Below are 21,986 nucleotides of genomic sequence, written 5' to 3'. Positions count from 1 at the left end.
GTGGCATGCAGGCAGACCCGGTCGACACACCTCGCATCCTGGTGCTCGCCTCCGGCAGCGGCACCAATCTGCAGGCGCTGATTGACGCCAGCCGGGAATGGGATTTTCCCGGTGAAATCGTCGCCGTAGGCAGCAACCGCCCCCAGGCCTTTGCCCTGGAGCGCGCAGCCCAGGCAGGTATCGAAACCTTTACCGTGGACCACACCCGCTTTGAGTCCCGGGAGGCCTTTGACGCCGAGCTGCGGCTTGAAATGGAGCGTCGGCAGCCAGACCTGGTGGTTCTGGCCGGTTTCATGCGCATCCTGACCCCCGAGTTCGTACGGGCCTTCCAGGGCCGGATGCTGAACGTGCACCCCTCCCTGCTGCCCAAGTATCGGGGGCTGAACACGCACCAGCGGGCGATCGATGCGGGCGACCTGGTCCATGGTGTCTCGGTCCACTTCGTAACTGAGGACCTTGATGGCGGGCCGGTGATTGCCCGGGCGGAAGTGGCCGTGCAACCGGAAGACAGCGCCGAAACCCTGGCTGAACGGGTCCAGCAACAGGAGCACACACTCTATCCGATCGTGGTGCGCTGGTTCTGTGAGGGGCGGCTACAACTGGCAGGCAACGACCGCATCCTTTTCGATGGCGAGCCGATGCCCGCGGTAATGACCCTGCCGGCATCCTGACGGGCCAGACACCCGGCCCCCTTGCCGCCCTGGCCCGAGATAACAAAATCGTCATCCGGAGGCTGGCCCGGGCCGGTTACACTCGACCCAGTGACCGCAGTAACGGGAGACCATCAGTGACCCTTGTCCGCACAGCCCGCCGCCTCACCCTGCCCCGGGCACTCGCCTTTTACCTGCTGGCACTCAGTGCCACCTCCTACGCTGAAACAGGTGCACCGGTTGCGGAACTGAAACCCATTGCAGCCAGCTACAGTGCCAGCATGGACAAGGGCCTTGCCATCAACGGTTCTGCCCGGCGTACCCTCGAGCAACAGCCGGACGGCACCTGGAAGTATTCCTTCAACGTCGACTCCTTCATTGCCGATATCCAGGAATCCGTACACTTTCGCTGGGACGATGGCCGCGTTGTACCACTGGAATACCGCTACCGTCTGGACGGCCTGATGGTGCGGAACCGCAGCCGGGCCCTCAACTTCAACTGGGCGACGGAAAGCATGAGTGGCAGCTACGACGGGGAAAGCTTTACCGTTCCCCTGACCGGCGAGGCGCTGGATCCGCTCGGCTTCCAGCTCCAGCTGCGACAGGACCTGAAGGCCGGCAAAAAGGAAATGAACTATACCGTGGCAGACGAGGATGATTTCGAGGATGACCGGTTCGCGGTCATTGGCGAAGAAGTCCAGTCCACCAGCTTCGGCGAACTGCAGACCGTCAAGGTCGAGAAGGTCCGGGAAGACGACAGCAAGCGGGAAACGCTGATGTGGTTCGCTCCGGAGCTGGACTATCTGCTGGTGCGACTGGTTCAGGTAGAGCCGGATGGCAGCCGCTACGAAGTCAAACTGGATGACGCCGACCTGAACGACTGAACCGGGAACATCTTAACGGTGCTCTGCCCAGATGGCCTGCACCTCCCCGGCAATGCGCCGGAGGCCCTCCGCCACCCGGTCATCGTCCTGGGAGTAAGTCACCCGGATGCATTCGTGCCGGTGACGCCAGCCATCTTCCGCCAGGCCGGGGAAGAAATAGTGTCCGGATACCACCAGTACGCCCCGGGCCTTGAGGCGCTGGTATAGCTCCAGGCTGCTCACAGGCAAATCGGGAAACCAGAGCCAAAGGAACATGGCGCCCTCTGGCTTGTGAACATACCAGCGACATTCTTCTCCCATGGCTTCGGTGAACACCTTCACTGCGTTCTTCATCTTGCGCTGGTAGAACGGGCACACCACTTCCCGACTCAGGGACAGAATCTCGCCACTGCGCACCAGGGGCTCCGCCAGCATGGCTCCGAAGCTGCCAGTGGCCAGGTTCATGATGGCGTTGATGCCGGACAGTGCCCGGATCACCTCGGGGGCGGCTATCACAATGCCCGTGCGGGCCGCGGGCAGGCCCAGCTTGGAGAGGCTCAGACACAAAATGATCTGGTCGTTCCATCGCGGCTCCGCATCCACATAGAGCAGACTCGGAAAGGGCGTGCCATAGGCGCCGTCGACGATCAGCGGGATATCATGACGGCGGGCCAGGGATTCGAGCCGCTCCAGCTCCTGATCGGTGATCACGTTACCGGTCGGATTGGTAGGCCTCGAAACGCAGATGGCACCTGTGTCCGGGGTAACATCCAGGGCGTCAAAATCCACCCGGTACTTGAACTCATGAGGACCGGTAAACGTGATGTCGGGCCGGACTGCCCGGAACACTTCCGGCGCAATACCGGCATCGGCGTACCCGATATATTCCGGCGCCAGGGGCAACAGGATGTGCTTGTGGCAGCCGTCGCCAAAGTTTCCGGCAAACATGTTGAACAGCATGAAGAACGCCGCCTGGCTGCCGTTGGTCAGGGCAATATTGTCTTCCGTAAGGCCCCAGCCATATTCCCGGTTAAGCAGCTCCGCCAGCGAGGCGATGAACTGTTTCTCCCCCTGGGGCGGATCATAGATCCCCACCAGCCGTTTCATGGCCTCCGGATCCCGGGTCATGTCCGCCAGTACTTCGGTAAGCCTTTCCTGCACAGCGGGCACCTGGCCGGGGTTCCCGCCCCCCATCATGATCATGTCCTCGCCGCTGGCCAGGGCATTACCCAGATCATCCATCAGGGAGGTAATGCCGGCATCGGCGGTAAACTTGCGTCCAAAAGCTGAAAGTTTCATGGCAGGGTTGTCTGGTGTCCGGTGGTTATCGAGGCCTCAGGCCTCCGGTTCGTCATCGGCGAGGGTAATGCCCAGATTGCTGACGCCCTCGTTCGCGGCCATGGTCCGGAGTTCGGCCACATAGCGCTCTTTCGGGACCCGCTGGCGCTTGAGGCTGAGAACAAGGTCCCGCTGGAATAACTTGTCTTCCTTCATCAGTGGATGGCTGTCCAGCAGACGCACCAGCTCATCCTCGTCCAGCTCCTCTCCCTCGGAGAAGGTAATAAAGTTCATTACCGTACCAGTGGCAACACCGGACGCCTCCAGCGCCCGGTGCTTCGAAGGATTAAGCCGGCTCAGCAGCGCTTCTTCCAGCAAGCGGCAGAAATCGAATGCCGGGTAAACCCCGTAGGCATCGTAGTCGTCCACGTCCGGGCTCAGGCTTTCGAGCTTCGCCAGCAGTTGGGGAACATGGTTCTCAGTGGCCTTGTCCTCGAACAGCTCCCAACCGGTATCCAGCAACTGGCGCATCTTGCCGCCGGCCTTGGCGCCAATGGCATCGCTGAACAGGGCATAATTGGGAAAGGCCCGCTCGGCGAGGGCCAGCAGAAAGGCGGTCTGACGCCACCCCTGGAGCTGTTCGACCGCTTTCAGAAACTGGTTGGCGTTCACGTACGGCTCCTGTGTTTGTTCTAAATAAAGACCACCGGTTGAGGGCCCGGCAACCAAAAAAACCAGTCGCACAGTCACCTGCACGCCGGGCCCGCCAGCCTGCAGCCGACCCGTCAGGTCTTGGGTAGCGTAACTCCGGTCTGCCCCAGGTATTTGCCACCCCGATCCTTATAGCTGGTCTCGCATTCCTCGTCGGATTCGAAGAACAGCATCTGGGCAACGCCCTCGTTGGCGTAGATCTTCGCCGGCAGGTTGGTGGTGTTGGAGAATTCCAGCGTCACCTGACCTTCCCATTCCGGCTCCAGGGGGGTGACGTTAACGATGATACCGCAGCGGGCGTAGGTGGACTTGCCGAGACAGATGGTCAATACCTGGCGCGGAATCCGGAAGTATTCCACCGTGCGGGCCAACGCGAAGGAGTTGGGCGGAATAATGCAGACATCGCCGGTATAGTTGACGAAGCTGTTCTCATCGAAGTTCTTCGGATCTACTGTGGCCGAATGCACGTTGGTAAAGATCTTGAACTCGTTACTGCAGCGCACGTCGTAACCGTAGCTGGAGGTACCGTAGGAGATCACGCGGCCACGGGAGGTTTCCCGAACCTGGCCTGCTTCGAAGGGCTCGATCATGCCTTCCTGTTCCGCCATGCGGCGAATCCACTTGTCGGATTTGATGCTCATTGATGTGATCTCTCGTTAGTCCGTCGGCGCCGGTCGCGCACCGGTTGAAATTCGGGGCGCCATAGTTTAACCGTGGCAGGCAGTTGTCGCAAAACCCGGACACATTTTCTCCTGACTTCGGCCACAGGACGTGGCCGGAGTCAGGAGGAAAGAGGCGAGCATTCAGTCGTCGCTGATGGAGATACTGGGAATGGGGGCACTGTCGTTGCGGGCGCGTGTAGACAGGCCTGCGGACAGCCGGCGGGCAATGTCCCGGTAGCGGCGCGCCACTTCCGAATCCGGTTCCGCGACCACGGTGGGATTACCGCCGTCCGTCTGCTCGCGGATGGTGAGGTGCAGGGGCAGCTGACCCAGCAACTCGGTCTGATAGTCTTCCGCAACCCGCTCGCCACCACCCTGGCCAAACAGGGGCTCCTCGTGGCCACAGTTGCTGCAGATGTGAATGCTCATATTCTCCACCACACCCAGTACCGGGATATCCACCTTGCGGAACATCTCGATACCTTTCTTGCAATCCAGCAGGGCAATGTCCTGGGGCGTAGTAACAATCACGGCGCCGGTCACAGGCACTTTCTGGGCCAGGGTCAGCTGGATATCCCCCGTGCCCGGGGGCATGTCGACCACCAGGTAGTCCAGGTCGTTCCACAGGGTCTGGGTGAGTAACTGCTGTACAGCGCCACTGACCATGGGCCCACGCCAGACCATGGGCGTCTTGTCAGTCACCAGGAAGGCCATGGACATGGCCTGGATGCCATGGGCCTCCACCGGCAGGAAGTACTTGTTGCCCTCGGTTTTCGGGCGCTGGCCTTCCGGAATGCCCAGCATCATGCCGACACTGGGACCATAAATATCGGCATCCAGGATACCCACCCGGGCTCCCTCCGCCGCCAGCGCCAGGGCCAGGTTCACCGCAGTGGTGGACTTGCCCACGCCACCCTTGCCGGACGCCACGGCAATAATGTTTTTCACCCCGCCCATGGACTCCAGGTCCCGCTGGGCCTTGTGGGCGTGGATCTTCTGGCTGACGGTCACCTCGGCTGCGGTCACACCGTCCACGTTTTCCAGGCTGTTAGTAACGATCTGCCGCAGGGCACCGGCAATGCCGGCACTGGCATAGGGCAGCTGCACGGCAAGACTGACCTGCCCCCGGGAATCGACGTCCAGCGCCCTGACGGCTTCCAGTTCGTACAGGTCCTTGTCCAGGTAGGGATCGCGGTACTCGCGCACGGCAGCCTCGAGGGCTGCCCGGGAAATCTCGGCCATGATTGCTCCGTGAATCAGATATCCGGTGGAATACGGCAAAACGCCGCCCGGGAAGATGAAAAGTATTGGCTTGGAAGGTATCATTTGTGCCCGTTTCTGACCATACGGAGCTGCCCCGACGGCGGCTTCTCCGACAAGTTCACCGAGGTTCGGACATCACCATGACGCAAGCGAGCGACAAACAGCGCGATATTCTGGTTACCAGCGCCCTGCCCTATGCCAACGGCCCGATTCACCTGGGTCACCTGCTGGAATACATTCAGACGGATATCTGGGCGCGCTATCAGAAAATGCGTGGCCACAACTGTTACTACGTTTGCGCGGACGACGCCCACGGTACCGCCATCATGTTGCGGGCCGAACGGGAGGGTATCTCTTCAGAACAGCTGATTGACCGCATCCGGGAGGAGCACCAGGAAGACTTCGCGGGCTTCAATATCCGCTTCGACAATTATTACTCCACCCACTCCGAGGAGAACCAGCAGTTTTCCGAGTACATCTATCGCAAGATCAAGGAAAACGGCCATATCGCCACCCGCCAGATCACCCAGTTCTTCGATCCGGAGAAAGAGATGTTCCTGGCGGACCGCTTCATCAAGGGCACCTGCCCCAAGTGCAAGGCCGAAGACCAGTACGGTGATAACTGTGAAGCCTGCGGTGCCACCTACACCCCGGCGGAGCTGATCAACCCGCGCTCGGCGGTATCCGGCGCCATCCCCGTGGAGAAACAGTCCGAGCATTATTTCTTCAAGCTGCCGGATTTCGACGGTTTCCTGAAGGAATGGACCCGCAGCGGCACCCTGCAGGAACAGGTGGCCAACAAGCTGGCCGAGTGGCTGGATGCGGGGCTACAGGAGTGGGACATCAGCCGGGACAAGCCCTACTTCGGCTTCGAGATCCCGGACGCGCCCGGCAAGTACTTCTACGTCTGGCTGGACGCCCCCATCGGCTACCTGGCCAGCTTCAAGAACCTGTGCAACCGGACCGGTATTGATTTTGAACATTTCTGGAAGGCGGATTCCAGTGCCGAGGTCTATCACTTCATCGGCAAGGACATTATCAACTTCCACGCCCTGTTCTGGCCCGCCATGCTCCATGACGCCGGTTTCCGCACCCCCACCGCCGTCTGGGCCCACGGCTTTGTGACGGTGAACGGCAAGAAGATGTCCAAGTCCCGGGGTACTTTCATCATGGCCCGTACCTACCTGGACCATCTGAATCCGGAATACCTGCGGTACTACTTCGCCGCCAAGCTGACGGCCGGCGTGGATGACATGGACCTGAACCTGGAAGACTTCGCTGCCCGGGTCAACTCCGACCTGGTGGGCAAGGTGGTGAACATCGCCAGCCGCAGTGCCGGCTTTATCACCAAGCGCTTCGACGGTCGCCTTGGCCAGGTTACCGAGACCGACCGGCTCAATACCTTCATCGAGGCCGGTGAGGAAATCGCCGACTTCTACGAGGCCCGTGAATTCGGTCGGGCCATGCGCCGCATCATGGAGCTGGCGGACATCGCCAACCAGTATGTGAACGACGAGCAGCCCTGGGTCATCGCCAAACAGGAAGGCCAGGACGAGAAGCTCCAGGCCATCTGCACCAATGCCATTAACATGTTCCGCCTGCTGATGACCTACCTGGCACCGGTATTGCCAAAAACTGCAGAGGGGGCCGAAAGCTTCCTGAACCTGCGGTTGGACTGGAACAACCGGGCCGAACTGCTTGAAGACCACCCCATCGACAAGTTCAAACCCCTGATGAACCGGGTGGACATGGCCCAGATCGAGAAAATGGTTGAGGCCTCGAAGGAAGAGCTGCCGGCCGCTACCGGCCAGAAAGCGGAAAAAGCCCCCGCTGGCGACCTGGAGCCCATCGCTGACGAAATCGAGTTCCCGGACTTCGCGAAGGTGGACCTGAGGGTGGTGAAGATCGTCAAGGCAGAACACGTGGAGGGCGCCGACAAGCTTCTTCGCCTCACTCTTGACGTAGGGCATGGCGAGCGCAACGTGTTCGCAGGTATAAAGTCCGCCTACAAGCCGGAGGATCTTGAGGGCCGGCTGACCGTCATGGTGGCCAACCTCAAGCCCCGCAAGATGAAATTCGGCCTTTCCGAGGGCATGGTGCTGGCCGCGGGCCCCGGGGGCAAGGATATCTTTATCCTCTCCCCTGACTCCGGCGCCACCCCCGGCATGCGGGTGATGTAACACCGCGCACCACCAATCGGAGCACGCGTACCGATGACGGAATACCTGCTGATCCTGGTCAGCACCATACTGGTCAACAACTTTGTGCTGGTGCAGTTTCTCGGCCTGTGTCCCTTCATGGGCGTGTCCGGGAAGCTGGAAACCGCCATGGGCATGTCCCTGGCCACCACCTTTGTGCTGACCCTCGCATCGGTATGCAGCTACCTCGCCTATACCTGGCTGCTGGAGCCCCTGGATCTGACCTTCCTGCGGACCATCACCTTTATCCTGGTGATCGCGGTGGTGGTCCAGTTCACCGAAATGGTGGTGCGCAAGACCAGCCCGCTGCTCTACCGGGTGCTGGGCATCTTCCTGCCCCTGATTACCACCAACTGCGCAGTGCTGGGTGTGGCACTGCTCAACATCAACAAGAACAACAACTTCGTTGAATCAGTCCTGTACGGTTTCGGCGCCGCCGCCGGCTTCTCGCTGGTGCTGGTGCTGTTCGCCGCCATGCGCGAGCGCATCGCCGTGGCCGAAGTGCCGGTTGCCTTCCGGGGCGCGGCCATTGGCATGGTAACCGCCGGGCTGATGTCACTGGCATTCCTGGGCTTTACCGGCCTGGTCAGCGTCTGACGGAGTTCGAAGCTATGTGGACAGGCATCCTGATTGCAGTCGCAGTCCTGCTGGCCCTTGCGGTGGTGTTCGGTGCACTGCTGGGTTTCGCTGCCGAGCGCTTCCGTGTTGAGGGCAACCCGCTGGTGGACCAGATCGACGCGCTCCTCCCCCAGACCCAGTGTGGCCAATGCGGCTTCCCCGGCTGCCGCCCCTATGCCGAGTCCATTGCCAACGGCGACGCCATCAACAAGTGCCCTCCTGGCGGCGAAGCCACCATCAAGGCCCTGGCGGATCTGCTGGACGTGGACCCCCAGCCCCTGGATGCCGAGCATGGCGTGGAACAGGCCCGCCGTGTGGCCGTCATTCGGGAGGACGAGTGTATCGGCTGCACCAAGTGCATCCAGGCCTGCCCGGTGGATGCGATCCTTGGCGCGGCCAAGCATATGCATACCGTGATCGAGAGCGAATGTACCGGCTGTGATCTTTGCGTGGAGCCCTGCCCGGTGGACTGTATCGATATGATCACCATCGAACCGGACATTCGCAGCTGGACCTGGGAGCCACCGCGCCCATCCATTATTGCCACTGACCGCCAGGGAGCCAGTGCCTGATGACACAGCTGTGGAGTTTCCCCGGTGGTATCCATCCGGCCGAGAACAAACGCCAGTCCACCGGGCGAGCGATCCGCAAGGCCGGCATTCCGGACCGGCTGATACTGCCGCTTCAACAGCACATCGGGGCACCGGCGGAGCCCCTCGTGCAACCCGGCGACAAGGTGCTCAAGGGCCAGAAGCTCGCCGATGTCACCTCCGGCATGGGCGTGCCGGTCCACGCCAGCACATCCGGCACCATCATAGGCATCGAGCTGCTCCCGGTTCCGCACCCTTCCGGCATGTCGGACTGGTGTATGGTGCTGGAGCCGGATGGCGATGACGCCTGGTGCGAGCTGTCACCGGTAGCGGATTACCGCAAGCTGCACCGCGATGAGGTACTGAACCTGATCCGGGAAGCCGGCATCAGCGGTATGGGCGGCGCCGGTTTTCCCACCAGTATCAAACTCAGGCCCCCCAGTGACCGCAAGGTCAGCACCCTGATCATTAACGGCGCGGAATGCGAGCCCTACATCACCGCGGACGACATGACCATGCGGGAGCGCGCCGACCAGATCCATGGCGGCATCAAGATCATGTCGTGGATCCTGCGCCCGGAACGTTGTGTAATCGCCATTGAGGACAACAAGCCGGAAGCCATCGAAGCCATGCGCAAGGCTTCCGAGGGCACCCAGGCAGAATTGGTCGTGGTGCCCACCAAATACCCGTCCGGTGGGGAGAAACAGCTGATCCAGATCCTCACCGGTATGGAAGTACCCAGCGGTGGCATCCCCGCCGATATTGGCGTCATGTGCCAGAACGTGGGCACTGCCATGGCGGTTTACCGGGCTATTAACCGGGGCGAGCCGCTGGTTTCCCGCATTACCACGGTGACCGGTGCCGGTGTGGACGACCCGGGCAACTTTGAAACCCTGATCGGTACGCCGGCCCGGCACCTGCTCAGCCAGGCCGGCTTCCACCCCGAACGGATCAGTCGCCTGATCCTCGGCGGGCCGATGATGGGCTACACCCTGGAAGACACATCGGTTCCGGTGATCAAGACCACCAATTGCCTGATCGCCGCCACGGAAAAGGAACTGCCGACACCACCACCGGAGCAGCCCTGTATCCGCTGCGGCATGTGCGCCGAGGTGTGCCCCATGGAGCTGCTGCCCCAGCAGTTGTTCTGGCACGCCAAAGCCCAGGACTTTGACCGGGCGGAGCACCTGAACCTGTTCGACTGCATCGAATGCGGGGCCTGCTCCTATGTGTGCCCCAGCTCGATTCCGCTGGTTCAGTACTATCGCTACGCCAAGGGGGAGATACGTACCCAGCGGGCCGAACAGATCAAGGCGGACCGGGCCCGGGAACGTTTCGAGGCCCGCCAGGCAAGGCTGGAGCGTGAGCAGGAGGAAAAGGAACGCCGCCGCGAGGAAAGGGCCAGGGCAGCAGCGGAGGCCCAGAAGAAGAAACAGGCGGAGGCAGAGAAAGCGGTTGCCAAGGGTGACGCCACCGACGAACGCTCAGCCCGGGCAGCCATGGTACAACAGGCCCTGGAACGCAAGAAGGCAAGGCCCGCTGCGGCAGCCACTCCGGAATCCGCAACCGACAAACCCGATATCGAGGCACTGGAAAAACAGCTCAACCAGGCCAAGGGCAAGCTCGAAACCATGGAAAGCATGCTGGATGAAGCCAGGGTCGCCCAGGCGGACAATGTGGAAAAGCTTGAGCGCGCCGTCACCAAGAACCTGGAGCGGGTAAAACGGGCCGAGGATGCTCTCACAGACGCCCGCAAGCAGCTTGAGACGGAGGCCGGCCAATGAGCCTGGTGCAACAGTCGTCGCCCCACGCCCACGGTGCATGCCCCACTTCCCGGGTGATGCTGATCGTGATCCTGGCAACTTTACCCGGCCTGCTGGTGCAGACCTGGTTCTTTGGCTGGGGCAACCTGATCAATGTGCTCTGGTGCGTGTTACTGGCCGTTGGTACCGAAGCCGCCATACTGAAACTCCGACGCAAGCCGGTCGCCTTCTTCCTGCGGGACAACACCGCCGCTGTCACCGGTCTTCTGCTGGGGTTGTCCCTGCCCCAGTTCGCCCCCTGGTGGGTATCGGCAGTCGCGGTCATCTCCGCCATCGTGCTGGCAAAGCAACTATACGGCGGCCTGGGGGCCAATCCCTTCAACCCCGCCATGGTGGGCTATGCGCTGGTACTGGTCTCCTTTCCGGTGGCCATGACCACCAACTGGGCCGGCGCGGTGACCCTGGCCAACGCACCGGGGTTCGGTGAAACCCTCAGTACAATATTCGGGGGGCAGGCGGCCGCCGTCGACGCCTGGACCATGGCCACCCCACTGGATGAATACAAGCACAAGATTGCCAGCCACACCGCCACCGAAGTACTGCAACACCCCACCTTCGGCGCCGGCGTAGCCAAAGGCTGGGAGTGGGTAAACGGCGCCTTCCTGCTGGGCGGACTGGCACTGGTGGCCCTGCGCATTATCACCTGGCACATTCCGCTCAGCCTGCTGGCAGCGCTGGGCCTGATGAGTCTGGCCTTTGGCAGCAATGCAGACCAGTATGCACCGCTGTCACTGCACCTGCTGGCCGGCGGCACCATGCTGGGTGCCTTCTTTATCGCTACCGATCCGGTATCAGCGGCGACCAGCCACCAGGGCAAGCTGATCTACGGCGCGAGCATCGGTGTGCTGATCTATACCATCCGCAGCTGGGGTAACTACCCGGACGCCGTGGCCTTCAGTGTGCTGCTGATGAACTTTGCGGTGCCCTTTATTGACCACTACACACCACCGCGCACCTACGGGCACCACAAGCCCCGGCGCGGTATTCCGGGCAAGGCGGGGTAGACCTATGGCGGCACTGGCACAATCCATCCGGCGTAGCGCTATTGGTCTGGGACTGTTTGCGGTGATCACCGGCGGCACCATCGCCTTCACCCAGCAACTGACCGCCGAGCGTATCGAGGAGCAGCGGGCCCGGGCTGAGGCCGCTGCCCTGTATGAAATCATTCCGGAAACAGAGCATGATAATGACCTGCTGAATGACGCCGTCGTCCTGCCCGCCAGCGAACGTATCGCCATCCAGGGTCCGGTCACCGCGCGGGTAGCCCGCCGCGACGGAGAACCGGTAGGCCTGATTCTCCCGGCCATTGCGCCAGATGGATACTCCGGTGACATCCACCTGCTCGTGGGTATAGACCTGAAAGGCGAGGTGCTGGGTGTGCGGGTCACCAGTCACCGGGAGACGCCCGGGCTTGGTGACCGGATAGAACTGAAGAAATCCAACTGGGTGCTGTCCTTCGAGGGACGGTCCCTGGGAAACCCGGAACCCCGCAACTGGAACGTGAAAAAGAACGGCGGCGTATTCGACCAGTTTACCGGCGCCACCATCACTCCCCGCGCGGTTGTCAAGGCAGTTCAGCATACGCTGATCTACTTCCGCCAGAACCGCCAGGCAATTCTGGAGACCGTTGGTGCACGCACCCCCGGTGAACAGCGAGGCACCGGTCGCGGGCAGTCCAACAGGGAGCAGCGCTGACATGAGTAACAAGAGCAGCAAGGAAATCATCCGCGACGGCTTGTGGACCAACAACCCGGCCCTGGTGCAGGTACTGGGGCTGTGCCCGCTGCTGGCCGTCACCAGCACGGTAGTGAATGCCCTCGGTTTGGGGATCGCCACCCTGATGGTGCTGATGGGCTCCAACCTGGCGGTCTCCCTGATCCGCAACTTCGTGTCGGACTCGGTTCGGCTGCCTGCCTTCGTTATGATTATTGCCTCTTTCGTGACCTGCGCCGAACTGCTGATGCAGGCGTTCACCTACGAGCTTTACCAGATACTGGGCATCTTCATCCCGCTGATCGTGACCAACTGTGCCATTCTGGGCCGTGCTGATGCGTTCGCCTCCAAAACCACCCCGGCCCCGGCTCTGCTGGACGGCGCCATGATGGGGCTGGGCTTCCTGACAGTGCTGGTGGTGCTTGGCGCCATGCGGGAACTGATTGGCCAGGGTACCCTGCTCGCCGACATGCACCTGCTGCTGGGCCCGGTCGCAGCGGACTGGACCCTGCACGTGTTCCGCGATTATCCGGACATGCTGTTCATGGTGCTGCCACCCGGCGCCTTTGTAGGGCTGGGCCTGCTTATCGCCCTGAAGAACGGCATCGACAGCCAGCTGGAAGCCCGTCGCAAGGCCCGGTCCACAGCCACCGTCACAGCGGGCAGCAAGCGGGTGCGGGTCACCGGCACTATTTCCTGATAACAAACCAATCGGCAGCCATGAACAAACAGAAACGCATCGAGATCTTCAGCCGTCTGCGGGACGCCAACCCGGAACCCACCACCGAACTGAACTACAGCACCCCGTTTGAACTGCTGATTGCGGTGATCCTGTCGGCCCAGGCAACGGATGTAGGGGTTAACAAGGCGACCGCAAAGCTCTTTCCGGTGGCCAATACCCCGGAGGCTATTCTCGCCCTTGGCGTGGACGGGCTGAAGGAATACATCAAGACCATCGGCCTGTTCAACAGCAAGGCGGAGAATGTCATCAAGACCTGCCGCGCCCTCATTGAAGAGCACGGGGGCCAAGTGCCTGACACCCGCGAGGAGCTCGAAGCCCTGCCCGGTGTGGGCCGCAAGACCGCCAATGTCGTTCTGAACACGGCCTTCCGGCAACCGGCGATGGCGGTGGATACCCACATCTTCCGGGTATCAAACCGGACCGGTATTGCCCCCGGCAAGAACGTGCTGGAAGTGGAAAAACGGCTGATGCGGCTGGTGCCCCGGGAGTTCCTGATGGACGCCCACCACTGGCTTATCCTTCACGGGCGCTATACCTGCACAGCCCGCAAGCCAAAGTGCGGCTCCTGCATTATCGAGGATCTGTGTGAGTTCAAACAGAAGCGGGAGTATCTGGACTGAAGTGGCGGCCGGAGTGAGATCAACCTCACCCCGGCGAAAAATTCGGGGAGCTCAGCCTCCCAGCATATCGTCCTTCAGGCTACCCTGGGCCGGCTCGTCGCCAATCCAGATGCCGAACAGGGCTTCCTTGAACGCCCGGTCGCCAATGGTGTCTCCGAGTTCACCGTTCTTGATGACCTGAACGCCCTCTCCCGGTACGTAGACCAGGTCGAACACATCCCCCTCGCGGATTTCGTCAGCAAACACCCGCAGCAGCTGGTCCACCTCACGCTGGATGGGTGCCAGGTTGCCGCCGGTAGACTTCTCGAAGCCCTCCAGGGTGGCCTCGGTCATGTTGTCACTGTTGATGCGGCCCGAAGTGACGTGCAGGGCAATGGCCTGGGGTTCATCCGCGGCGAGGATGGCCTTGCTGTCCGATGACTCTTCGGGCAGATACAGTGCCGCCACATACAGCTTGATAAAGAACCTTGAACGCACCCCCGCACCATTGAGGGCAAGCTGCTGACCACGGGCGTCCAGTGAATCCCGGACATCCACGCCATTGACTTCCGCCGCACCGGCGCCGGCTGCCAGCACCATGGCCATGCACATTCCCAAAAAAGCACCCGCAACTCGTTTCAGCATTGAAAACTCCTGTTTCTGGTTGTTATTACCCCACCTGTCGGGGGCAGCCCCGCCATGGTACCGGACATGGTGATGTTCCGTGCAGGAGACTTCAGGATCAGGTCACACTTTCCCCAAAACATGACGAAGCCGGCTCCAGGGAGCCGGCTTCGTAACGGGCCTGCGCTTGCGTCTTACTTGAACAGCAGGCCGCTGGACAGACCTTCCTTTTCAAGGATTTCACGAAGGCGGCGCAATGCCTCGACCTGGATCTGGCGTACCCGCTCCCGGGTGAGCCCGATTTCCTGACCCACTTCTTCAAGGGTACAGGTGGGGTAGCCCCGCAGGCCGAAACGGCGGGCGAGCACCTCCTGTTGCTTGTCGCTGAGCTGGTCGATCCACTGCTCGAGGCAGGCACACAGGTTGTCGTCCTGCAGCAGGTCCGCCGGGTCGGTCGCGCCCTCATCGGCCACGGTATCCAGCAGCGATTTCTCACCACCAGCACCAATGGGCGTGTCCATGGAGGCGACCCGCTCATTCAGGCCCAGCATTCGCTCCACGTCACTGACGGGCTTGTCCACCATACGGGCAATTTCTTCCGCCGACGGCTCGTGGTCCAGTTTCTGGGTCAGCTCCCGGGCGGCCCGCAGGTACAGGTTCAGTTCCTTGACTACATGGATCGGCAGGCGGATGGTGCGGGTCTGGTTCATGATGGCCCGCTCGATGGTCTGGCGAATCCACCAGGTGGCGTAAGTGGAGAAGCGGAAGCCCCGCTCCGGGTCAAATTTCTCCACCGCACGGATCAGGCCGAGGTTACCTTCCTCGATCAGGTCCAGCAGGGTCAGGCCCCGGTTTACGTAGCGCCGCGCGATTTTTACCACCAGGCGCAGATTACTCTCGATCATGCGCTTGCGGCCTGACTCTTCGCCCTTGCGGGCAAGGCGGGCAAAATAGACTTCTTCTTCGGGAGTCAGCAACGGCGAAAAGCCGATCTCGTTGAGATAAAGCTGGGTGGCATCCAACTGTTTCTGGGTACCAAAATAACGGTCGTGGGGGGTAAACCCCTGCTCTTCGGTCACCGACGCAGTCGCGTCAGCCGGGGTTTCTGTTGTGGACGCCTCGGGCGCCTCCACATCGTCTTCCGCCTCTTCTACATCAGCTACACGATCGATGATCATCTCTTCTTCTGCAGACATAACTCTTGCCCCGCCTTCCAAATGATCCTGTCGGCACGCTCCGGGCTCAGGGGTCTGGACGTCCCCGGGCACTTGCCGGATGTATAACCCACGTTTTTTCTTGTAGTGGGCCCAGTTCCTTTTTTACTTGCGATTCAGGTCATTTCTGTTTTATGGCCAGCCGGGTAACGACTGACCGGCTCGTTTCTTCTTATTATCCGAGTTCGACGTCGGTCTGATGACAATGTGTTTTCGAATTGTAGTTTTTACGCCTCCCTGCTTCATTTTTACCGGTTTTCGGTTGTCCTGGCGGCTGTCAGCGTCGTGGCAGATAGGGCATCGGGTCAACCGGATTGCCGTTCCTGCGTATCTCAAAGTGAAGCTTGTTGCCATCCGTACCGGTACTGCCAAGTTCAGCAATGGTCTCACCCTGCTTCACGTCCTGCCCTTCCTCCACCAGTATGCGCCGATTATGGGCATAGGCGCTAAGATAGTGCTCGTTGTGATTAATAATAATCAGGTTACCGTAACCCAACAGCCCATTTCCGGCGTAGACCACGCTGCCATCAGCTGCGGCCTTTACCGGGTCTCCGGAATTTCCGGCAATATCAATGCCTTTGTTGACTTTTCCGGATGTAGAGAATTTTGCAATTACCGTACCAACGTGTGGCCAGCGCCAGTTAATATTGGAAACCGTCTGGGTCTGCCGGGAGACGTCCACGCTGGTATCCGGCTTGCGGGTCACCTTTGGTGCGGGCTGGGGTTTGGGTGCCGGCTTCGGCGGGGCGGCCTTGCGGGGTGCCTGTGGTGACGACGCCAGCTTTGGGGCGCCGGCAGGCACCTCACCCCGAAGATCAAGGCGGATGACCTGACCAGGGTGGATACGGTAAGGGGGATCGATACTGTTGGCATCGCCCAGTTCCCGATAGTCCCGGCCATAACGCCAGGCAATACTATAGAGGGTCTCACCCCGCTCAACCACGTGCCGCCCCCAGTAAACCGGGGGATTGTAGGCACTGTCGCCATAGATGGCCGAGGTGTTACAACCAACAAGGGAAGGTAGTACCAGCAGGGAAAGTAACAGCAAAAGAACTAGTCGTTGCCGGCCAGAATGGATCGGAAAACGGGGGGCGGAACCCGCACTGGACTGACTGGAGGTATAATTCACGGATATATTGATATCGTTTTTATCTCAAAATTATCTTCTCAGCTTAACATGGATTACCGATCGATCCCCTAACCCACTAATTTATTGCATCTTTTATGCACATATCCGGTTACCGGAAAAAATCGGTTGTTACCTCAGGAAACAATCCAACCCTCAAAAAGTAACATTCATCGCAACGCGGTTGTGATTAATCTCACAATACCGTCCAGTAACAAACACCGCTGAAACCGCCTCTGCTGTCACCCCTCGCCTGTTACTGCTTCGGCACGGGCCGAACGGCCTGCAAACCACTCTCCGGCGAGCACAACCCCGAGCCCGAGCGCGACGGCAACAAGGGCCACCGGTACCTGCGCCGGTTCGCCGCTCACCTCAGCGTAGCGTATCGGCGACACACTCACCTGCTCCAGCGGCACCCGGGCGCCGCTGCTGTCCGTTCGCCAGCCCAGCACTTCCTGCCACGGCCATACACGATTCAGGGCGCCAATCATGAAGCCGGTCAGCACCGCCAAAACGGTATCGTGGGCCTTGCGCAGCGCGAACCCCAGCAAGCGGGCAAAACTCAACAGGCCCAACACGCAGCCTGCCATGAACAAACCAATGATCGCCAGGTCCAGTTCCCTCACCGCCGCCAGCACCGGGGTGTACATGCCCAGCACCAGAAGGATGAAGCTTCCCGACAGACCGGGCAGTATCATGGCGCAAATGGCTACAGCACCCGACAGGAAAAAGATCAGGGCACCCGGGTCAACCTGGCCGGCAGAGAGGGTGGTTACCCACCAGGCGAATGCGGCTCCCACGCCGACGGGAATCACCAGCCAGCGGCTGGGCGCGTTCATCTGACCCCATACATGCCAAACCGACGCAAGAATCAGCCCGAAAAAGAAACTCCACAGGGCGACCGGATAGGTCTCCAGGGCCCAGGTTATGATGTTGGCAAGGGTGGCGATACTTGCCACGATACCGGTTAGCAGAACGACCAGGAAAGTGCCATCAATCTGATTCCAGAAGCGACGGAGCCGCCCCCGCAACAGATCACTGAATGCCGCGGAAGGTACCGCCGCAATCGCTCCAAGCAGGCGAAAGTAGATACCCGTGATAAACGCGACCGTGCCCCCGGATACCCCCGGCACCACATCTGCCGCCCCCATGGCCATGCCCCGGAGAAAGATGCCGGCATATTGCTGGAATCCTTTCACCGAATCACGCCTCCCAGCAGGGGAACAAAGCGGACCGGCTCTATTTCTTCGGTATGGAACTGGTCGCCATCCCTGGTGATCCTGACCAGCATCTGTTGCTCCTCACCCACGGGGATCACCATCACACCGCCATCCGCCAGCTGATCCAGCAGCTCCCGGGGGACCACCCTGGGGGCCGCGGTAACGATGATGCCATCGTAGGGTGCTTGCTCCGGCCAGCCCATGGGCCCTTCCGCCAGGCGAAGCATGACATTTCGCAGCCGCAGCAGGTGCATACGCTCCCGGGCCTTGTCCTGCAAGGGCTTGATGCGTTCAACGCTGTACACTTCGTCGCACAGACGGGCGAGAATGGCGGTTTGGTAACCGGACCCGGTGCCAAGCTCCAGCACCTTTTTCGGGCTGGCGCTCATCAATACCTCGGTCATCCTGGCAACAATGTACGGCTGGGACAGGGTCTGGCTATAGCCAATGGGCAGTGCCGTATCCTCATAGGCCCGGTGGGCCAGGGCCTCGTCCAGAAAGATGTGACGGGGTATCTCCTCCATTACTCCGAGCACCCGTTCATCCCGGATACCTGCCTCACGAAGACGTTGAATCAGCCGCAGTCGGGTGCGCCGGGAGGTCATTCCGATTCCATCGATGGCGACCATCAGCGTCCGGCCTCCACCCAGTGCCTTAACGATGACAGGGCATCATGCCTGGTCATATCAATATGGACAGGCGTAATGGAAACGTAGTTCTGGCTGATCGCATGGAAGTCTGTTCCCGCCCCGGCGTCGGCACCCTCGCCTGCAGCCCCGATCCAGTAGCGGGACTTGCCCCGCGGGCAGGTCATGGGGACCGCACCCTCGGCCCGGGCGCGGTGCCCCAGACGGGTGACCCGGAAGCCGGCAATCTTTTCCCAGGGAACGTCCGGTACATTGACGTTGAGAATGCAGCGCCCGCCCAGGTCGGGCCAGTCTTCACGCTCCAGCAGCATGCGTACCACCCGGGCCGCGGTCTCATAATGGAAATGACCATCGTTGACCAGCGATACAGCAATGGCAGGCAGCCCCAGGTGACGCCCTTCAGTGGCCGCAGCCACCGTACCGGAATAGATGATGTCATCGCCCAGGTTTGCATGGGTATTGATTCCGGAAATAACCCGGTCGAAGGGCTCCTCAAACAGCCCGTTGACCGCCAGGTGTACACAGTCTGTAGGCGTGCCATCCACGGAGTGGAAGCCACCCGGATGCCGCTCTACGGTCAGCGGACGGTTCAGGGTCAGGGAATTGCTGGCACCGCTGTGGTCCCGGTCCGGGGCAACCACTTCCAGCTCGGCCAACCCTTCCAGGCCGGCGTGCAGGGCTACCAGCCCCGGGGAATGCACCCCATCATCGTTCGACAGCAAGATACGCACGATTTCCAGTCTCTCCGAATATGTCCCGGCGGCAGGGCCCCGCCATTTTTACAAGCGATGAAGAATTCTAACGGATAAAGCCGGTTATTTCTGTCATGGTGCGGAAATTCTGGCAAGTCCCGGCGTCAGAATAACGTCGGGGCTCAGTTGAAAGGGCCAATTGCAATAACAGACGACAGCAGGGTGGTCGCATATTGCCCGGGCGCCAGGCTGAACGATAAATCCAGCCAGCGGCCATCTCCGGCCTCCGGGAAGGACCAGTCAAGGTCAGCAGGCAGAAGTCTTAGAGGGCGCCTGTCCGGAGCCATGCGGGTATTGGCAAACACCCGGGCCACTTCGGGATGACGCGCCACCACTGCACGCTCGAGGCCCTCCTGCAGACCGGTGGCGCGGGTTCCGCCGTCGCCCCAGAGGGGGCCTGTGGGTTCTGGTGCTGGCTCGCCTTCAAGCATTTCATCCCAGTTGCCCTGAGCAACCCGCTCTGCCAGCACTTCATTGAACAGCCAGGAGCGCGCGGCAGAAAAGTAGAGCCCCTCACGATCCGGCGCCCCCCGTGAACCCCGGCGCTTGCGACGGGCCTGCCCGGTCATGGCGATCGCCCGGTCAAGGTTACCCCCTTCATGGCCAAAGCGCTGGAGACCAAAATAGTTGGGACAGCCACGCTGATGGAGGTTTTCCAGTCTTGCAGTGATGAGCCGGGGGTCACCGGTCAGTTCACGCAGGCGGACGTCGAACCGGTTGGCCTGGTGCTCGCCGGTACGCAGTTTGCGGCCCCTGCGAACAACGGCCAGTACCCGCCACTGTCCATGACTTTGTTGTACACCCTGCAGGAAATCAGCATCGCCCCCTTCCAGCCCGGGGCGCTGCACGCTGAACCATTGACGGGTCACGGCGTGCCGGTCCTTGAGGCCGCAGTAACCCACACCACGGTTACCGCACCCCGCCAGCTTGCCCAGTTCGCTGGCCACCCAGGGCGTGTTGTCGCCGGTTTTCTCCAGGTAGATCAGCAGATGCTCGCCCTCTCCCGGCACGGAAAGCTGCCCTGGCAGGGCCTCAGGATCAAGCTCAAGAACCGGTCCGCCGGTTTCCAGAAGTTCCGTTACCCGGAAATCCTCCGGGCAGGATTTGAGCACCCCGGTACCCGCCGCATCGCCATCAGGCCAGGGCCAGTCCAGCCGCCAACGACTCATGCGCCAACGTCATCCAGCAGACAGACGGCCTGGCAGGCAATGCCTTCGCCCCGTCCGGTAAAGCCGAGCCTTTCGGTGGTGGTGGCCTTGACGCTGACCCGGTCCATGGGAATACCCAGGTCCTCAGCGATATGCTGGCGCATGGCGGCCACATGGGGCGCCATCTTCGGCGACTGCGCGATAATGGTACTGTCCACATTAACCACACCGAGCCCCCTTTCAGTGATCTGTCGCCGTACCTCACGAAGCAACACCCGGCTGTCAGCGCCGGCCCACTCGTCACTGGTATCCGGGAACAGGTGACCAATATCGCCCAGGGCGGCTGCGCCCAGCAGCGCGTCAGCTACTGCATGGAGCAAGACGTCTCCGTCAGAGTGGGCTTTCAGCGCCCGGTCATGGGGAATGTGTACACCGCCGATAATAATTTCCGACCCCTCGCAGAACGCGTGGACATCGAAACCCTGACCTATTCGCATAACGCCGCCTGTTGAAAAAGGTTTCATCCCGCAGCCTGGCGGGCAAGGATAAACTCAGCCAGTACCAGGTCTTCAGGAACGGTTATCTTGATATTGTCGGTGCGCGCCGCCACCACCCGGGGGTGCCAGCCCGCCAGTTCCATGGCCGACGCTTCATCGGTAATCCCGTCCGGGTGCTCGCGGATCCCCTGCTGCAGGGCCGCAACCAGATCACCATAACGGAACATCTGGGGTGTGAAGGCCCGCCACAGGCGCTTCCGGTCACGGGTAGCCAGTACCTGGTCCGACCCCGGTGCCACCTCCTTGACGGTGTCGGAAACCGGCGCCGCCAGCAACCCGCCACAGGTGTCATCCGCCAGGGCGGACCTGAGCCGGGCGATGTCCTCCTGGTGCACACAGGGGCGGGCCACGTCATGAACCAATACCCAGTCCCCTGCCGCGGCCCGGCCCTCCAGGTGGTGCAGGGCAGCGAGTACGGAATCGGCGCGCTCGGCGCCACCAGGGCACGACTCTATCCGGGCATCACTGGCACTCGCGCTGGTATGCCACCACTGATCATCCCTGTGGAGGGGGACCACACACCCTGCCCAGGGACCGCAGGACAATAGCCGCCCAAGCGTTACATCCAACACAAAGCGACCATTCAGGGGCAGATACTGTTTGGGCAGGTCAGCCCGCATGCGCTGGCCTATCCCGGCAGCAGGTACGACAAGCCAGAAACGGTGGGCACTCATAGGGTGGCTACAGCAATGGTCAGGAACTCAGGGCTCCACGACCAGGAAGAAGGTTTCATCACGGTGAATCAGGCCCAGATTCTTGCGGGCGCGCTCTTCGACAGCCCCTTGCCCGGAACCCAGGTTGCGGACCTCGGCGTACAGTCGCTCGTTACGGGCTGCGAGCTTTGCGTTCTCAGCCCGCTGTTCAGCGATGGTTTCGCTCAGACTCCAGACCTGGGCGTAACTGCCTTCTCCCACCCACAGGCGAACCTGCAGCAGGACAATCAGTATCACCATGACGGACCAGAGCACTTTCATGAAACGATTCCATT

At 61.1% G+C, this 21,986-nt stretch carries 23 protein-coding genes and 1 pseudogene; 10 read left to right on the top strand and 14 right to left on the bottom strand.

Features of this window, described 5'->3' with window-relative positions; all coding sequences use genetic code 11:
• Nucleotides 1–5: 5 nt before the first annotated feature.
• Both purN and ACESMZ_RS02145 read left to right on the top strand, forming a co-directional pair.
• Complete coding sequence (purN, locus tag ACESMZ_RS02150; protein ID WP_372972130.1) at nucleotides 6–671, top strand: phosphoribosylglycinamide formyltransferase; 666 nt, start codon at nucleotides 6–8, stop codon at nucleotides 669–671.
• A 116-nt stretch (nucleotides 672–787) separates the two neighbouring features.
• Nucleotides 788–1,534 carry a DUF3108 domain-containing protein gene (locus ACESMZ_RS02145; protein ID WP_372956450.1) on the top strand — a complete coding sequence of 249 codons (747 nt, stop codon included), beginning with the start codon at nucleotides 788–790 and terminating at the stop codon, nucleotides 1,532–1,534.
• Between the two features lie 12 nt (nucleotides 1,535–1,546).
• On the opposite strand, the gene ACESMZ_RS02140 is transcribed toward ACESMZ_RS02145, so the two are convergent.
• The 4 genes from ACESMZ_RS02140 to apbC all read right to left on the bottom strand — a co-directional run bounded on the left by ACESMZ_RS02140 (nucleotide 1,547) and on the right by apbC (nucleotide 5,406).
• Nucleotides 1,547–2,812 carry a valine--pyruvate transaminase gene (locus ACESMZ_RS02140; RefSeq protein ID WP_372956449.1) on the bottom strand — a complete coding sequence of 422 codons (1,266 nt, stop codon included), beginning with the start codon at nucleotides 2,810–2,812 and terminating at the stop codon, nucleotides 1,547–1,549.
• A 36-nt stretch (nucleotides 2,813–2,848) separates the two neighbouring features.
• The gene (locus tag ACESMZ_RS02135; RefSeq protein WP_372956448.1) at nucleotides 2,849–3,463 is read right to left on the bottom strand and encodes a YjaG family protein; all 615 of its coding nucleotides are present in this window, start codon (nucleotides 3,461–3,463) and stop codon (nucleotides 2,849–2,851) included.
• A gap of 113 nt (nucleotides 3,464–3,576) precedes the next feature.
• Entirely contained in the window at nucleotides 3,577–4,143 is a 567-nt protein-coding gene (dcd, locus tag ACESMZ_RS02130; RefSeq protein WP_091848417.1) for a dCTP deaminase, read from the bottom strand.
• Between the two features lie 162 nt (nucleotides 4,144–4,305).
• The gene (apbC, locus tag ACESMZ_RS02125) at nucleotides 4,306–5,406 is read right to left on the bottom strand and encodes an iron-sulfur cluster carrier protein ApbC (protein ID WP_372956447.1); all 1,101 of its coding nucleotides are present in this window, start codon (nucleotides 5,404–5,406) and stop codon (nucleotides 4,306–4,308) included.
• Between the two features lie 161 nt (nucleotides 5,407–5,567).
• Here apbC and metG point away from each other — a divergent pair, with 161 nt between their 5' ends.
• The 8 genes from metG to nth are packed head-to-tail and all read left to right on the top strand — an operon-like array spanning nucleotide 5,568 to nucleotide 13,731.
• The gene (metG, locus tag ACESMZ_RS02120) at nucleotides 5,568–7,607 is read left to right on the top strand and encodes a methionine--tRNA ligase (RefSeq protein WP_372972129.1); all 2,040 of its coding nucleotides are present in this window, start codon (nucleotides 5,568–5,570) and stop codon (nucleotides 7,605–7,607) included.
• Between the two features lie 33 nt (nucleotides 7,608–7,640).
• Nucleotides 7,641–8,222 carry an electron transport complex subunit RsxA gene (gene rsxA, locus ACESMZ_RS02115; RefSeq protein WP_372956445.1) on the top strand — a complete coding sequence of 194 codons (582 nt, stop codon included), beginning with the start codon at nucleotides 7,641–7,643 and terminating at the stop codon, nucleotides 8,220–8,222.
• Between the two features lie 14 nt (nucleotides 8,223–8,236).
• The gene (rsxB, locus tag ACESMZ_RS02110; protein WP_372956444.1) at nucleotides 8,237–8,815 is read left to right on the top strand and encodes an electron transport complex subunit RsxB; all 579 of its coding nucleotides are present in this window, start codon (nucleotides 8,237–8,239) and stop codon (nucleotides 8,813–8,815) included.
• A complete protein-coding gene (gene rsxC / locus ACESMZ_RS02105) occupies nucleotides 8,815–10,617 on the top strand; it encodes an electron transport complex subunit RsxC (RefSeq protein WP_372972128.1) in 1,803 nt (600 codons plus the stop codon). The genes rsxB and rsxC overlap by 1 nt, the downstream gene beginning before the upstream one ends.
• Nucleotides 10,614–11,660, top strand: a complete 1,047-nt coding sequence (gene rsxD, locus ACESMZ_RS02100; RefSeq protein ID WP_372972127.1) for an electron transport complex subunit RsxD — start codon at nucleotides 10,614–10,616, stop codon at nucleotides 11,658–11,660. The genes rsxC and rsxD overlap by 4 nt, the downstream gene beginning before the upstream one ends.
• Before the next feature lie 4 nt (nucleotides 11,661–11,664).
• Entirely contained in the window at nucleotides 11,665–12,351 is a 687-nt protein-coding gene (rsxG, locus tag ACESMZ_RS02095) for an electron transport complex subunit RsxG (protein WP_372956441.1), read from the top strand.
• 1 nt (nucleotide 12,352) lies between these two features.
• Complete coding sequence (locus ACESMZ_RS02090) at nucleotides 12,353–13,069, top strand: electron transport complex subunit E (protein WP_372956440.1); 717 nt, start codon at nucleotides 12,353–12,355, stop codon at nucleotides 13,067–13,069.
• 20 nt (nucleotides 13,070–13,089) lie between these two features.
• Nucleotides 13,090–13,731, top strand: coding sequence for an endonuclease III (gene nth / locus ACESMZ_RS02085; protein WP_372956439.1), 642 nt, complete (start codon nucleotides 13,090–13,092; stop codon nucleotides 13,729–13,731).
• Between the two features lie 51 nt (nucleotides 13,732–13,782).
• On the opposite strand, the gene ACESMZ_RS02080 is transcribed toward nth, so the two are convergent.
• From ACESMZ_RS02080 to ACESMZ_RS02035, 10 genes and pseudogenes are all read right to left on the bottom strand, one after another.
• Nucleotides 13,783–14,355: a chalcone isomerase family protein gene (locus tag ACESMZ_RS02080; protein WP_372956438.1), complete on the bottom strand. Its 573-nt coding sequence runs from the start codon at nucleotides 14,353–14,355 to the stop codon at nucleotides 13,783–13,785.
• Nucleotides 14,356–14,546: 191 nt separating this feature from the next.
• A pseudogene (gene rpoS / locus ACESMZ_RS02075) lies at nucleotides 14,547–15,512 on the bottom strand (RNA polymerase sigma factor RpoS); the annotation flags it as partial.
• Between the two features lie 313 nt (nucleotides 15,513–15,825).
• Nucleotides 15,826–16,596 carry a peptidoglycan DD-metalloendopeptidase family protein gene (locus ACESMZ_RS02070; protein ID WP_372956437.1) on the bottom strand — a complete coding sequence of 257 codons (771 nt, stop codon included), beginning with the start codon at nucleotides 16,594–16,596 and terminating at the stop codon, nucleotides 15,826–15,828.
• A 320-nt stretch (nucleotides 16,597–16,916) separates the two neighbouring features.
• Nucleotides 16,917–17,831 carry a DUF368 domain-containing protein gene (locus ACESMZ_RS02065; protein WP_372956476.1) on the bottom strand — a complete coding sequence of 305 codons (915 nt, stop codon included), beginning with the start codon at nucleotides 17,829–17,831 and terminating at the stop codon, nucleotides 16,917–16,919.
• A 38-nt stretch (nucleotides 17,832–17,869) separates the two neighbouring features.
• Nucleotides 17,870–18,523 (bottom strand): protein-L-isoaspartate(D-aspartate) O-methyltransferase, encoded by a 654-nt coding sequence (locus tag ACESMZ_RS02060; protein WP_372956436.1) that lies wholly within the window; start codon nucleotides 18,521–18,523, stop codon nucleotides 17,870–17,872.
• Nucleotides 18,523–19,272: a 5'/3'-nucleotidase SurE gene (surE, locus tag ACESMZ_RS02055; RefSeq protein ID WP_372956435.1), complete on the bottom strand. Its 750-nt coding sequence runs from the start codon at nucleotides 19,270–19,272 to the stop codon at nucleotides 18,523–18,525. The genes ACESMZ_RS02060 and surE overlap by 1 nt, the downstream gene beginning before the upstream one ends.
• A gap of 143 nt (nucleotides 19,273–19,415) precedes the next feature.
• Complete coding sequence (gene truD / locus ACESMZ_RS02050) at nucleotides 19,416–20,462, bottom strand: tRNA pseudouridine(13) synthase TruD (RefSeq protein WP_372956434.1); 1,047 nt, start codon at nucleotides 20,460–20,462, stop codon at nucleotides 19,416–19,418.
• Nucleotides 20,459–20,938, bottom strand: coding sequence for a 2-C-methyl-D-erythritol 2,4-cyclodiphosphate synthase (gene ispF, locus ACESMZ_RS02045; RefSeq protein WP_372956433.1), 480 nt, complete (start codon nucleotides 20,936–20,938; stop codon nucleotides 20,459–20,461). Before ispF ends, truD begins: the two co-directional genes overlap by 4 nt.
• 23 nt (nucleotides 20,939–20,961) lie before the next feature.
• On the bottom strand, nucleotides 20,962–21,672 hold the full coding sequence (gene ispD / locus ACESMZ_RS02040; RefSeq protein ID WP_372956432.1) for a 2-C-methyl-D-erythritol 4-phosphate cytidylyltransferase: 711 nt from the start codon (nucleotides 21,670–21,672) through the stop codon (nucleotides 20,962–20,964).
• A gap of 27 nt (nucleotides 21,673–21,699) precedes the next feature.
• Entirely contained in the window at nucleotides 21,700–21,972 is a 273-nt protein-coding gene (locus ACESMZ_RS02035) for a septum formation initiator family protein (protein WP_372956431.1), read from the bottom strand.
• Nucleotides 21,973–21,986 lie beyond the last annotated feature (14 nt).

The organism is Marinobacter sp., from assembly GCF_041690615.1.
Lineage (GTDB): Bacteria > Pseudomonadota > Gammaproteobacteria > Pseudomonadales > Oleiphilaceae > Marinobacter.
This window is presented reverse-complemented; position numbering and strand designations above follow the sequence as displayed.